This window comes from Kitasatospora sp. NPDC088861, from assembly GCF_044750105.1.
GTDB lineage: Bacteria > Actinomycetota > Actinomycetes > Streptomycetales > Streptomycetaceae > Kitasatospora.
Map to the genome: position 1 here is coordinate 108,358 of NZ_JBIVJF010000013.1, position 13,330 is coordinate 121,687.

The 13,330-nt window shown below is 70.4% G+C and carries 8 protein-coding genes; 5 read left to right on the forward strand and 3 right to left on the reverse strand.

The window, feature by feature from the left end; translation table 11 throughout:
* Positions 1–10: 10 nt before the first annotated feature.
* Together ACIP37_RS22345 and ACIP37_RS22350 are read right to left on the reverse strand one after the other, a co-directional pair.
* The gene (locus ACIP37_RS22345; RefSeq protein WP_400844349.1) at positions 11–1,228 is read right to left on the reverse strand and encodes a cytochrome P450; all 1,218 of its coding nucleotides are present in this window, start codon (positions 1,226–1,228) and stop codon (positions 11–13) included.
* Positions 1,229–1,399: 171 nt separating this feature from the next.
* Positions 1,400–3,502: a polyprenyl synthetase family protein gene (locus ACIP37_RS22350; RefSeq protein ID WP_400809304.1), complete on the reverse strand. Its 2,103-nt coding sequence runs from the start codon at positions 3,500–3,502 to the stop codon at positions 1,400–1,402.
* 361 nt (positions 3,503–3,863) lie between these two features.
* Here ACIP37_RS22350 and ACIP37_RS22355 point away from each other — a divergent pair, with 361 nt between their 5' ends.
* Positions 3,864–4,508, forward strand: a complete 645-nt coding sequence (locus tag ACIP37_RS22355; RefSeq protein ID WP_400809307.1) for a hypothetical protein — start codon at positions 3,864–3,866, stop codon at positions 4,506–4,508.
* A gap of 119 nt (positions 4,509–4,627) precedes the next feature.
* Positions 4,628–6,880 carry an MMPL family transporter gene (locus ACIP37_RS22360; protein ID WP_400809310.1) on the forward strand — a complete coding sequence of 751 codons (2,253 nt, stop codon included), beginning with the start codon at positions 4,628–4,630 and terminating at the stop codon, positions 6,878–6,880.
* A gap of 758 nt (positions 6,881–7,638) precedes the next feature.
* Here ACIP37_RS22360 and ACIP37_RS22365 read toward each other — a convergent pair.
* The gene (locus tag ACIP37_RS22365) at positions 7,639–8,790 is read right to left on the reverse strand and encodes a DNA gyrase subunit B (RefSeq protein ID WP_363630908.1); all 1,152 of its coding nucleotides are present in this window, start codon (positions 8,788–8,790) and stop codon (positions 7,639–7,641) included.
* Positions 8,791–9,384: 594 nt separating this feature from the next.
* Between ACIP37_RS22365 and ACIP37_RS22370 the strand changes: the two genes are divergently transcribed.
* From ACIP37_RS22370 to ACIP37_RS22380, 3 genes are all read left to right on the forward strand, one after another.
* Entirely contained in the window at positions 9,385–10,053 is a 669-nt protein-coding gene (locus tag ACIP37_RS22370) for a DUF1963 domain-containing protein (protein ID WP_363581153.1), read from the forward strand.
* The gene (locus ACIP37_RS22375; protein ID WP_363581151.1) at positions 10,047–10,619 is read left to right on the forward strand and encodes an SMI1/KNR4 family protein; all 573 of its coding nucleotides are present in this window, start codon (positions 10,047–10,049) and stop codon (positions 10,617–10,619) included. Before ACIP37_RS22370 ends, ACIP37_RS22375 begins: the two co-directional genes overlap by 7 nt.
* 1,244 nt (positions 10,620–11,863) lie before the next feature.
* Positions 11,864–13,033: a PLP-dependent cysteine synthase family protein gene (locus tag ACIP37_RS22380; protein WP_400809314.1), complete on the forward strand. Its 1,170-nt coding sequence runs from the start codon at positions 11,864–11,866 to the stop codon at positions 13,031–13,033.
* Positions 13,034–13,330 lie beyond the last annotated feature (297 nt).

Sequence of the window (13,330 nt, forward strand, 5' to 3'; positions counted from 1 at the left end):
GACCCGCCTGCTATCCGGGAAGCCGATCCAGTCGTACCGGGAGCCCGTCCGCGAAGCAGTGCAGGACGGAGAAGTCGAAGGCCCGTTCGCGGTCTTCCCGGATGCTCCAACGGAACGTCGTCAACAGGTGATACATGATGGTCCTCATCTGCCCCTCGGCGAGGTGAAGGCCGATGCACTTGTGCACGCCGCTGCCGTAAGGCATCAGAAGGTCGCGTTGCCGACCGGTGGTGCGGCCTGCCGGATCGAAACGGTCAGGGGCGAAACGGTCGGGGTCCGGCCAGATCTCGGGCAGCCGCTGGGTGAGCATGATCTGCGCCGCCACGAACGTGCCGGCTGGAATGCGGTGCCCGAGGATCTCGGTGTCCCGCGTCGCTGCCCGCGGGATGATGAAGACCGGTGGCAGCAGACGGAGTGTCTCCTTGAGCACCCGGTCGAGGTCCTTGAGCCGGTCCGTCGGCGCGAGGCCGAGTTCCGGGGTCCCGGCCGACAGGCACTCGGCGCGGACCCGGTCCTGCCACTCGGGGTGCCTGGCCAGGAAGTAGCAGGCGGAGGCAAGCGTGTTGGCCGTCGTGCCGTAGGAGGCGATCAAGAAAGCGACGAGGAAGTTGGCGAGGCTCCGGCCGCCGTGGGCGGCTTCGGGCAGCGTGGCGAGGCGGGCGAGCAGATCGCCGCTGGTGCCCTGCTTGGCCGTGATCATCTCCCCGAAGTACGTCTCCAGTGTCGCCCGCTGTTTGGCGGCACGGGCCCACAGACTCCCCGGCAGAGGGATGCGCAGGGGTGACACAGCGGCCTTGCTGATGGCCTTGAACCCTTCGTTGAGTTCTTCCAGCCTCCCGATCTCGCACGTGCTGGTGAACTCCTGGAGCGAGAGGCCCACCATGAGCCGTTCCAGGGCGGACTGCAGTCGGAACCCGTCGCCGGTCTGCCAGGTGTCGGTCTGAGCTCTGGTGAATGCGGCCGAGTTCTCCACGTGGCCGCGCACGCTGTCGCGGCTGAAGGCGCTCTGAATGATCCGCCGCCAGTACAGGTGTTCAGCCGCGTCCATCGAGGACAGTGCGTCCGGGAGCAGCGAGCCGACCACCGGGTTCCAGCCAGGGCCGCTGGCGAACACCCGGTCGTGGTTGGCCAGTACCGGCGCCACGGCTTCGGGACCGGCCAGGAAGACGGCCCGGTTGCCGACGATGGTGGCACGGGACACCGGCCCATAGCGCCGGTAACGCTTCATCCCCCAGCCGACCGGGTCGCTTCTGAAGGCGAGGGACTGCCCGAGGAACGGGAAGCCGGAGTTCCCCGGGATGCCCCGCCATGAACCCGCGCGCCCGTGGCGGCCGGGTACGGGCCGGAGGGCTGTGTCCGGCGTCGGACTGGACACAGGACAGCGAAGCGGACTCATCACTCAGATCACTCGCCCCTGGAACGGCACCGCGCGGTCGGGCTCGCGTCGGGCGGCATACCAGCCGACCGCGCGTAGCATGACCTTGTGCTGGGTGTGCGGCCAGTGCCGTGCGTTCGCGTTCCAGGCCAGTTCGACCAGCTGTTCGGCTTCGTTCTCGCAGGCCGCTACCGCCCCGCAGTCCCGCAGGGCGCGGCTGGCCGCTTCGATCGACCGGGAGTCTGTGGCGCCGCCACGGACTCCCGCCCACAGCGCGCGCAGGGCGCTCGGCGGCATCAGGCCCACGGCGTGGGCAAGCGGCATGGTGACCTTCCCCTGATGGAGGTCGTCGCAGGCTCGTTTGGCTGCGCGGCCGTGGGCCCGGTCGGCTGCCGTGGTGACGCCGTACAGGTCGGCCACGTCGTCGCTGATCTGGTAGGCGAGCCCCATCGCTTCGAAGTAGTCGCCGGTGGCGCGGATCTGGTCCCGGTCGGCTCCGGCCAGCAGGGCCGCGATCTCGCACGTGCCTCGGGCGGGGATGCCGGACTTGAGGCGATGAGTGGTGCGCAGGCGTTCGAGCAGGAGGGTCGGGTCACCGGAGTCGACCGCGTGGTCCATCGCCGCGGTATGCCCGGCGATGTCCAGCGCCTGCCCGGCGTGGCCGGCTCGAAGCCCCAGCAGATAGACCTCGTAGATCCGCAGACGCAGCTCGGGGTCGTCCGCAACAGTGTCGCGCAGCACCCGGTCGAAGGCGAAGTAGGCGGCGGTACCGGCGTTGATCGCGAGAGCCTGGCCGTACACCGTGTGGGCTGCGGGCCGCCCCCGTCGCAGTGGCGAGCTGTCCTGGACGTCATCGATGATCAGGGAGCCGATGTGCAACAGCTCGATGGCGGCGAGCAACGGCCGGTAGCGGTCGGCGCCGGTGCCGAACATCTCCAGGACGGCGGCGGCGCTGTACGGCCGCCAGGTCTTCCCTCCGACGTCGGAGAGGTGACGCACCGGCGCCGAGAGGGCCGCCGCCAGATCCCGTCGACAGCTGTCGTCCAGGGATTCGCCGCCGCGCAGGCCCGCCATGGAGTGCACGGACGCGCGGTCGCAGGCATCGGGGTACAGGGCCCGGATCTCCTCCCGGACCACCCGGCCGATGCTGCTCATGTGACGCTCCAGGTTGACCAGGCCGCCGTCCGGCTCGGTCACCGCGAAGGCGTCCCCGCCGACCGGCCGGTGACCCAGTGAGCCGTGCACTGTCGCATGACCGCGCCAGCCCACGCCCGTGAGCAGCGACCGCGACTCCTGCTCGGGTACACGCGCCTGCACCGTCAGGTCCAGCGCCAGATCCGGAACCCTCAACCGCCACCGGACGGGGTAGACGTTGAGGGTCGCCAACGATGTCCAGGTCTCCTCCGTGCTGACCGTGCAGGTGTGTACACCGAGCCGCCCGTCCGGCGCGGTCGCGCGCAGGAACCGCTGATGGGGCCCCGGCCCGTCCGCGACCGAGCAGCTGTCCAGGTCCAGGTGCCAGCCGTTGTCCAGGTAGAGGGACAGCTCGTTCCCCGCCGTGTCAGCAGCCGCCCCTGGCCCGAGGGATTCATCACTGGGCTCCTCGTACCAGGCGGTGCCGGTGGCGGTGGTCGGGCTACCGTCGCGCCCGGTGAACGTCGCGACCACGCCCGAACCGCGCCACCTCTGCCCGTCGAAACAGGGGAGGAACTCCAGAAGCACGTCGAGCCCTTGTGCTTCGTCCGCGAGTCGGAGACGCCAGGATCCCTCCGCCGGGGATTCGAACGCGCCGACGGGGCCGAAGTCGAGCTTCCCGTCCGGTGCCGTGGTGACCGGATGGCTGAACAGCCGGTCCGGCAGGGTCGGCACACCCGTCGCCAGTGCGTCGTCGAACGCGGCCCGCACCCGCCAGTCCACCGAGGTGTCGTGAGCGAGCGCCGTCCGGCAGGCCCGCAGGGCAGGGCCGTCCAGCCACGAACTGCGGGCGAAGGCACGGCCGGTGATGTCGGTCGTGCCGCACGAAAGCGTGGTGCGGGCGGGTCCGGACACCTGCGGTTCGCCGCTGCGGACGAACGTGACCTCGAAGGCGTACTGGTCCCCCTGCGGTGTCCGTACCAGGGCACGCACGCGCCACCGGTCCGCCCACCGTGGCGCCGGCTCCGCGTCCGCCCGCCCGTTCCCGCCGGTGGCGGTCGTGGTAACGGGAACCTCCACAAGCCTGCCCATGTCAGCTCGACTCCGCACACGTATCAAGGTTCTGCCACGCCGCACCCTAGGTCGCCCTGGGCTTCCCGGGGACAGGTTCGGCAAGCGGGCCCGCAGACATCACCCCGATGGCCGACCTCCCCCGGGTGGCAGCCACCGCGACGACCACCCACAGGACTTGGGTCGACCCGCCCGAGCGCCGAATCAAAACAGAAAGTAATGGAATGGATACTCTCTGAGAGCGGTGGGCCAGCGGGCCTGCCGAGCCTCGGAAGGAAGAGCCATGGTTTTCGAGAAGCGGCCGGCCCCGGAGGGCCCGAAAGCCGAGCCCCCCGTCGGCGGCCAGCGCTCACGCCTGCTCAGGATCGGGTCCGTCACCCTCCTGCTGACGGTCGGGGTCGGCGCTGCCTGGCAGGCCCGGGCCCAGTCGCATACGCCTGCGCACCGGGTGCTGATCGGAGCGGAGGACGAGACCTGCAAGGCGACTTACACCCTCCATTTCTCGCCGGGCATCACCCCTACCCCCACCACCCAGACGGTCACCGGCGCGGGCACCTTCCAGAACTGCGCCTCGCCCGACGGGTCCGCCGGAACCGCCCACCCCGTGTCCTTCACCGTCGGAACCGGCACCAGCGTCCTGGGTTGCAGCGGCACGTTCCCGCTGACCCGCACCAACAAAGTCACCTGGAGCGACGGGACGACCAGCACGGTGGACGTGCACGACACAGTCGCCATCGACTCCACCAAACCGATGGGCACCCAGATCACCGACGACTCCGACGGGACCCAGGTCACCGCCGGCAGGGACGTGGGCGACTCGGTCTCCCTCTCGCAGACGGTGCAGTCCCTCACCGGAGCCTGCACCAATGCCTCACCGGTCACCGCCATGACCGGCGTGATCGGCGGCGAGGCCCACGCCTTGCTCTGAGCACGAAGGCGCCGCGCGGGGCCTGGCCGGACACCTCGACCGGCCAGGCCCCGCACCCGCGCCGTCTGCGCCCACCGGCGGTCACGAACGCCGGCCACTACCCGAGAATCGATCACACCATGGCCGACGGTCGGATCCACGCGACCTTTCCCGGACCCCGCACCGGACCGGCCGGCGCTCGGCCCGACGGCCACGGCCGTCGAAGCCTGATCCGCGCCCTGCCCGCCGCACTCCTCGTATTCGGCGCCTGCGGCCTCCTCACCGTGCTCGCGGGCGCCGAAGCCACCGGGGGCGGATACCTCGACACCCGAAGCCCCTCCGCACAGGCCGAGAGACTCCTACAGGACCAGTACGGCGCGGGCAGCCCCAACCTGGAACTGATCGTCAGCACCCCTGACGACGTGGCAGACCCCCAGACCGCGGCCGCGGGCCGCCGACTCACCGAACGTGTTGCCGCCGGCGCCGACGTCGTCTATGCCCAGTCCTGGTGGACCCTCAACGACCCCAGGCTTCTGGCCGGCAGCCGACGCGAGGCACTCGTCGCGGTACGGATCAGCGGCGATGACAAGCACGTCAGCGACCGCGCCGTGCAACTCGCCCACGAGTTCGGCGGCCGTCAGGAGGACAGACTCGCCGTCACCGCGACCGGCTGGGCGCTGAACAACCGTGCCCTGGAGGAACGCAGCAGAGCCGAACTTCCCGTCACCGAAATGCTCGGCTTCCCCCTGGTCGCCGGTGTGCTGCTCTGGGCCTTCGGCTCCCTGACAGCCGCCGCCCTGCCCCTGGTCATCGCCGCCCTGGCGATCGCCGGAGCCCAGGGCGTCCTCCTGCTCCTGCAACAGGTCAGCCCAGTCTCGGCTTTCGCCCCCAACCTCGTCGTGGCGCTCGGCCTGGGCCTCTCGGTCGACTACTGCATGATCATGGTCAACCGCTTCCGGGAGGAACTCGCCCTGAGCCAGGACCTCCAGGCCGCAGTCCTTACCACCACCCGCATCGCCGGCCGCACCGTCATCATGTCGGCCGGCACCGTGGCCCTGTGCCTGAGCGTTCTGATCCTCTTCCCCATGCCGATGCTGCGCTCGCTGGGCGTGGCCGCCGCCTGCGTGACGGTCCTCGCCGGGCTGAGCGCCGTCCTCGTCCTGCCACGCCTGCTCTCCAGGCTGGGACTGGTCCTGGACCGGGGGAGCCTGCGGTGGGCACGGCACCGTAACACCGACGATGCCGTGGCCCGCTGGTGGGGCCGTCAGGCCGGCCGGGTGGTTCGCCGGCCGGCAGCCGTCCTGCTCGCCTGCGCGGGCGTCCTGCTGCTACTGGCCGCGCCGTTCGCCCGTGTCCACTGGGGCTACATCGACGACCGGTGGCTGCCCCCGGGCGCCCCGCAGCGCACCGTCGCCGACCACCTGCGTCAGAACTTCCCCAACGTCGGAACGGCCACACCACTGGTCCTGCTGCCCGAGGTGCCGGCACACTCCGCACAGGCGGCCCATTACGCCGCCGAGGCATCCCGCACCGCCGGCGTCCTGACCGTCGTAGGCCCGGAGGGGCTCTTCGTCCACGGCTTGCGCTACGCCTCCGCCCCCGCTGGCGCCACCGTGCGCAGTACCGGCACCGGCACCTGGTTCGCCATCACCACCGAACTCCCCGTGGACTCCGACCAGGCCGCGGAACTGGTGCGCTCGCTGCGCACCTGGCACTCCCCTCCGGGTCCGGTGATGGTGGCTGGCGACTGCGCCGCGCTGGCGGACACCCGCTCCGCGATGGCCACCCTGACCCTGCGGGCCGCACTCGCGGTGGGTGCCATCAGCGCCGTGCTCATGGTGCTGTTCACCCGCAGCGCCGTCATCGCGCTCAAAGCGCTGGTGGTGAACCTGTGCAGTCTGACCGCGTCCTTCGGCGCGATGGTGTTCCTCTTCCAAGAGGGCCACTACGCGGCACTGTTCGGCTCGGCTCCCCCCGGCACCACCAACCCGCTCCTGCCACCGCTGATCTTCTGCATCGCCTTCGGCGTCAGCATGGACTACGAGATCTTCGTGGTGGCACGCATCCGCGACGCATACCTGCGCCACGGTGACAACCGCCGCGCCATCGTCGAAGGCGTCCAGCACACGGGCCGCCTCATCACCACCTCCGCCGCCGTACTCATCACCGCCCTCGTGCCACTCGCCGCATCGTCGGTCGCGGTGATGCAACTCATCGGTGTCGTACTGGTGGTGAGTGTCCTGGTGGACGCCACCATCGTCCGCTGCCTTCTGGTACCGGCAGCCATGACCCTGCTGGGGCGGTGGAACTGGTGGCACCCCCGTCGGACGCAGGGGCAGCGCCCCGACCGACATCAACCGCAGCCCCCCGCCCTGACCATCACCGAGCCCTGAGCTTGTCCTACCTTCCAAGCGCGGGGATCCGGGCCGCGGCGCTGGCCACCGCCGCCTCGCCCGCGACCGCGAAACCCTCCCCACCCGCTCCGAATCCGTGATCCACCTAGTAGGGGCCTGTCCAGCGACTGGCTCTGGCTCACTTTCGGTGGTGACGGAAGGTCATGGCAAAAGTGCCTGGTCAAACCACTCGCGTGCCCCAGGCCGCCCTCCCTGTCTGCGGCGCGCCCAAGAGTCGAGTCGCCGGCTCCCAGCGTGAACCGGGTGGATCACTGCAGGTAGCGGAAATTACCGAACGTCACCACCGAAAGTGAGCGAGAGCCGGTCACCGTACAGACCCCCTCGGCGGTTGGCAGGGCCTGCCCCTCTGACCGCCCCACCTCCCCTTTGGCGACCGGTCGGGAGCACCCCCCAGTCGGCCGGCAGGCATCGAACCATCAAGTCCTGGAGTGAAGTTGACGCAGGTCACGCCTCCTGCGCCACAGTGCCAGGCCGTACGCGGGCCTCTGGAGACCGTGCGATGGCCTGATCGGCGGTTCCGTGTCCTGAGCCGGCGTGCTACCCGGTCAGCGCCGCGTGCAGGGGGCCCAGCAGGGAGAGGTCGTCGGTGGTGACGGTGAGGTGGGTGGCACCGGCGGACCGCCAGGCGTCGGCGAGGGAGCGCCAGGTGTCCGGGCGGCCGGAGGCGGGCTGCGCCCACCGAAAAGCCCAGGCCGGGGACCAATCCCGACCTGGCCTTCGGTGTCTTCGGTGTGCTGTCAGCGGCGGGTGGTCATCGAGATCCGGGCGAGGACGGCGGTCGCCTGTGCCGGGTTGGCGCGGAGCCAGGCAGCCAGGTGCTCTCGGACGGCCTCGGTCACGCAGGCGCGGACGGGCCCGTTGCCCAGTCGGTCGCGGGTGGCCCCCTCGAACTCGGGGCGATCGAGCTTCACCGACACGACCGCCGTCAGGCCCGCGCCGAGCTGGGCGGGGGTGAGGTCGGGGTCGGACGGGGTGAGCAGCTGTTGCTCGCGGGCGTAGGCGTTGACCGCGGCCGCCAGGCCGTCGCGGAAGCCGAGCTCGTGCGTGCCGCCGCCGGTGGTCGGCCGGCTGTTGGCGTAACTTGCGACCCGCTCCTCGCGGGTGTCGCACCAACGGAAAGCCACCTCGACAGTTCCCTCCATTTCGGAGTACTCGCGCTCGAAACCGATCACGTCCGGGTGGAGGGGGGCGCTCTGCTCCGCGATGTGGTCCCTCGGTCCGCCCGGGAACCGGAAGCGGACGGCCCGGGGCGCCGCGGGGTCGCGGTCATCGGTCAGGGTGATGTCCAAGTCCCGGTTCAGGAAGGACATTTCCCTGAAGCGCTCGGCCAGTGCGTCGAACGAGAACTCCAGTGTCTCGAAGATCTCGGCATCGGGCCGGAAGGTGATCGCGGTCCCGCTGTCGTCGGCCGGTCCGGTGCGGGTAGGCGTCGCGACAGCTACGCCTCGCTCGTACTCCAACACCCAGCGGGCGCCGTCGCGCCGCACCTCGGCCGTCAGACGGCCCGACAGCGCGTTGACGACGGCCAGTCCCACGCCGAAGTAGCCGCCGAGCAGCGAGCGCCGGTTGGCAGGCTGTGCCCCGCAGCAGAGCACGGCCAACCGGCTCTCCAGCGCAGGGCCGTCGCTGTGGCCGGCGTGCCCGACCGGGAGGCCCGTGCCGTCGTCGGCGACGCGGACGCCACCGTCGGCGGTGAGGGCGATCTCGACACGGCTGGCGGTGCCGCCGAGGATCTCGTCCATCGCCCGCTCGGCGACCTCGAACACCAGGTAGTGCAGGCCGCGTTCACCGACCGATCCGATGTACATCCCCGGCCGCTTCCGAACGGCCTCCAGGCCCTCGATAACCACGATCGTGCTGGCGTCGTACGCCTTGCATTCCTCGCTCATGATGCCCCCTCCGAGGGTGTCCGACAGAGCTCCCCAGCCTACGAGATTCCGAGAAAACACCAGGTCAAAGCCACTTTGGCGAGGCCGCGGACGGGCCCCTGAGGGGCAATCGCGAGCGCCCGGCCGGGATGGGTGCGCACTGCCGCCGCAATCCGGCCGCGGCCCTCCGAGGGGCGTCTGCGGCACTGTTCCGGGCGGCTGCGGGGCCACGAGTTTCAGGAATTTTCACGTCGCCCCGGTGCGGTCGTGGATGACGCCCGAACCGTCCGGCTCCGCGGCCATACGGGCCCGCAGAGCCGGACGGCCCGACTGATGAGTGGGCCGTTCCAGCTGTCCGGATTCCTGGCGCCGGACGTGGAGGCACGACGTTTTCGCATGCGATTGAGTCCGCGGCCTCGGGTGGCGTCGGGCGTGTGTTGCGAGGCGATCAGCCGAGCCCCAGGGCGTCGGCTGCCCTTGGTCGTCGACGGTGGTCCGGGTGCCGTCACCGCGATCCGGCTGGTCCCGGTGGCGCTGACCCCGGCGTGCAACATCTCCCGCTGTCATGACGGGACGCCGAGATGGTGTCAGCGGCCTGTCGTACAGTCGCCATCTGTGACAACGACCCTGATGACGTACGCGGGCACCACCGAGCCCGACGCGCCGACCACCCGTACCGGCGGCGTGCCGCTGGCCCCGGCCGGGACTACCTGGCCGCAGTGCGCCACCTGCGACGGACCGATGCAGTTCCTGGCCCAGGTACTCCTGGACGACCTTGGCCGCCACGCGGGCCAGGGCACCGCCGAGGGACGGGGCACGCTCGCCCTGTTCATGTGCCAGAACGATCCGGGCATGTGCGAGGAGTGGGATCCGCAGGCGGGCGGCAACCGCGCGCTGATCTTCCCCGCAGCCGCGCTCCAGCCGATCCCGGTGCACACGCTGGACGAGGACGACGACCAGGAGCCGGTCCCCCTCGGCTCGGTGAGCGCCGTCACGTACGAGACTCCGTCCACGACAGCGGACTACAGCCAGGCCTGCAACGAGTGGGCGAGCCGGCCGGGCCGGACTCCTCTGGACGTCCTCGGCCAACTCGGCGGGCAGCCCGCCTGGCTGCAGAACGACGAGACCCCTGCCTGCCCCACCTGCGCACGGCAGATGAGGCTCGTCGTCCAGCTCGAGGAAGGACGGGACCACGCCACAGCGATGAACTTCGGCGGTCGCGGCGAGGCCTACGCCTTCGCGTGCGAGCCCTGCACACAAGCCGTGTTCCTGTGGCAATGCTGACAGCAGCAACCCTCCGCCCCCGCCCAGAGAGCCGAACCGCGCTGGAGCAGCTACGCACGCTGCTCGGGGAACCCTCGTGCTGGGGCTGGGCCAGACCCGCGATCTGGGATGCCAGCGAGCGGTACCTCGGTTTCCGGCTGCCGGCCGACTTCAAGGCGTTCCTCGACCTGTACGGCCCCGGCTCGGTGGACGGTTACCTGACAATCGACCGGCCGATGGACACCACACCGGCCGAGTTGGAGCGCCACTGGGGACCTCCACCCGAGCGTCCAGCCTGGTACGGCGAGATCGCCGAGGGCTACTGGGAGGTGGACGAGTCCGATGCCCGATCAGGCGTGCTACTGCTATGGGGAAGCGACGAGCACGGCAGCCGGTACTTCTTCCGCGCGGTCGAGGACGATCCCACTGAGTGGCGGATCATCATCAGCAGTGATGAGGGCGAGTGGTTCGAGACCGCCGGAACGTTCACCGAGTTCCTGGTCCGCTGCTTCCACCGGATCGACCGCCCCGACTTCATGGACTCCAGCTGGCCTCGGCCGGGTGCACGCTACGAGGTCCGCGGGTGAGCCCTCGCTCAACGGCCTGGCCGGGCCGCTGCGGAGTCTCGACGAACTACCTGAGCAGCGCTCTGCGGACCAGGACGAGGGCGACCAGCCGGGTCTCACCATGGCCCGTGGCGCCTACGCCGTCGATCCCGAACCATTCGGTGCCCCGTACGTCGTCCCGAGCGCCCCCGCCCCCGACGCGGTTCTGGCCAGCACGGACCAGGACCGCACCACCGCCCAGGCCACACACTGGTCCGACCGCAGCTGCCCGGCCCATCAGGACAGCGACGGCGACCTCCGCGCCAGCGCCGGGTGGCTCCTGGAGCCTGCCGGCTGCCGACCCGACCCGACCCGACCGGGCCGTCGCCGACGGCGTGCGCTGCCCGGAACGCCGGACTCTCACCGTCACCGCTCATGGGGCAGCCAGGGCTGCCGGGTTCGACCAGGAGCTCGCCGACCTCGCCGCCCGGGTCGCAACTGCGACCGGAATCGTCCTCCAGCCCGAGCCGACGCGCGTCGGCCTGCGGGTCACCGGCCCCTGACCTCCCGCTGGTCTCGGCCACTCCTCGGCTGCTTGTCGCCTCCGCCACAAGCCGGTCCGGGTGGCTGAGCTGGCTGAGCTGGCTGAGCTGGCTGAGCGCACATTGCCCACCGTTCGGGCTGCTCAATCGGTCCGGACGTCCATCTCGCAGGGCCTGAGGCATTTCGACCAGTGCTCGACCTTCCCCAACACGCGCCGACGACAAGACGGTTCACGGCATCAAGGGTCTATTGGCCCGCCCAGTCCGCACTGCCGTGCACCTGGCCTCCGACCACCAAAAGGCCCACGGGGAGCTGCGGTTGTGGACGGGAGGTGCCGACCTCGCCGCGATCCTGGCGGAGCACGAGGCAACAACCGAGGCCCGAGGGCTTCGGGCGTTGTGGACGACCAGTTCGCCACTGGCGAGCAGCTGCCCGATCACCTGCTCGTCCAGGGCGTCCGACTGCAACTCCGCTGGCGGAACGGCCTCGACAACCCCGGCCGAGACGGTCCTTCCTTGATCTGGAGCTGACCGTTCCTCTTCACAGACTCCGCTACGCCGCGCACGGAGTTGCCTGAGCTGCTCCTCCAGCTCGCGGGCGGACCGGGCGCGTTGCGCTGTCTCGACGAATAGTGCGTGTCGCAAGCACCGCGTTCCCACCAGGGGTCGTCGCGCCTCCCATGCTGGGGCGGATGCCGCCCCGCGTGGGCGGGTGGAGCTCGATGAGCTGGACGGAGACTGCTGATGAGTGTGATGGAACGCGTGGACGAGAAGGTCCTGGCGGTGGAGGGGGACGACGAGTCGGACGTCTACCCGGACGACCGGGAGTGGGTGAACGCCTGCATCCAGCGCATCCGCGGCGAACTCGCGCCCAAGGAGACGGCGGTGAAGGAGATTCCGCTGCCCCCACAGCTCAACGGGTTGAAGCTGCACATCAAGCGAGAGGCCGACCAGCCGTCCGGTAGCCACAAGCACCGGCTCGCGGCGGCGTTGCTCACCCACGCCCTGGCCAGCGGCTGGCTGGCGGAAGGCCGCCCCGTGGTGGAGGCGTCCAGCGGCTCGACGGCCATCTCCGAGGCGTGGTACTGCCAAAAGCTCGGCATCGACTTCTACGCGGTCGTGCCGAAGACCACGGCCCCGGAGAAGCAGAAGAAGATCGAGGAGTACGGCGGCACCGTGGTCCCGGTGTCGGGTGACATCGTCGAGTACGCCCACCGGGTGGCGAAGCGCTATGACGGCCACTTCATGGACCAGTTCACGTACGCGGAGCGGTCCTACGACTGGCGTGGCGAACACAGTCTCGCGGCGGAACTGCTGAAGGGCCTACCGAACCTGGACTGGTTCACCATGGGCGCGGGCACCGGCGGCACGACGACCTCGGTGGCCCGCTACGCCCGGTACACCGCCAAGAAGCTCCGGGTGTGCGTGCCCGACCCGGAGCACTCCGCGTACTTCGACGGCTGGTACTGGAAGGACCCCGCAGTGACCGACCAGGGCTCGCACATCGAGGGCATCGGCCGGCCCAGGGTCGAGGCCTCGTTCGTGCCGACCACGGTCAACCGCATGATCCGCGTCGCCGACGCGGCGTCGGTCGCCACCATGCGCTACCTCTCCGACCGGACGGAATGGGGCATCCACGCCGGGCCCTCGACCGGAACCGGCGTGTTCAGCGCGATCCAGATCCTGCTCGGCATGAACGACGGCCCCCAACTCGGAAGCGTCGCCACCGTGATGTGCGATCCGGGCGACCGCTACACGAACGAGTACTACAACGACGCCTGGCTGGCGGATCAGAAGATCGTCTACAAGCCCTGGTACACCACCATCAAGGACTTCTTCGAGAACGGCGTCTGGGCCCCGCCCACCTCCGTTCCCCCCACGCCTCGCCCCACGACGGCCTTGTGGAACATGTGACGCCTACGCGCCGACAAGATGGCCCCGGAACGGCGGTGGAGCCGTTCCGGGGCCCGTTCACGGATTCCCGGCGGGATCGTGACCGGCTCGGCCGCCGGTGTCCGGGAAGGGCAGGCAGGCGCCGGGATGCCGTTCGGGGCGTGGATCTCGGAGCCCTGGGGCCGATGCGGCGCGGGCGGCCCACTGGCGGCGCCCGAGGGCAATCTGCGTCGCGGCAGGATTCTCGCGCCACGGCCGGGCCGCCGGCTCCCTTCACCAGCGGGACCACCGCGCGGACCGCCGGCGACGGGGAGCCCG

Bases quoted from the DNA above. Each gene is read 5' to 3' on its own strand.
- ACIP37_RS22345 (WP_400844349.1), bottom strand. From the start codon at position 1,228: ATGAAGCGTTACCGGCGCTATGGGCCGGTGTCCCGTGCCACCATCGTC.
- ACIP37_RS22355 (WP_400809307.1), top strand. From the start codon at position 3,864: ATGGTTTTCGAGAAGCGGCCGGCCCCGGAGGGCCCGAAAGCCGAGCCC.
- ACIP37_RS22360 (WP_400809310.1), top strand. From the start codon at position 4,628: ATGGCCGACGGTCGGATCCACGCGACCTTTCCCGGACCCCGCACCGGA.
- ACIP37_RS22365 (WP_363630908.1), bottom strand. From the start codon at position 8,790: ATGAGCGAGGAATGCAAGGCGTACGACGCCAGCACGATCGTGGTTATC.
- ACIP37_RS22375 (WP_363581151.1), top strand. From the start codon at position 10,047: ATGCTGACAGCAGCAACCCTCCGCCCCCGCCCAGAGAGCCGAACCGCG.
- ACIP37_RS22380 (WP_400809314.1), top strand. From the start codon at position 11,864: ATGAGTGTGATGGAACGCGTGGACGAGAAGGTCCTGGCGGTGGAGGGG.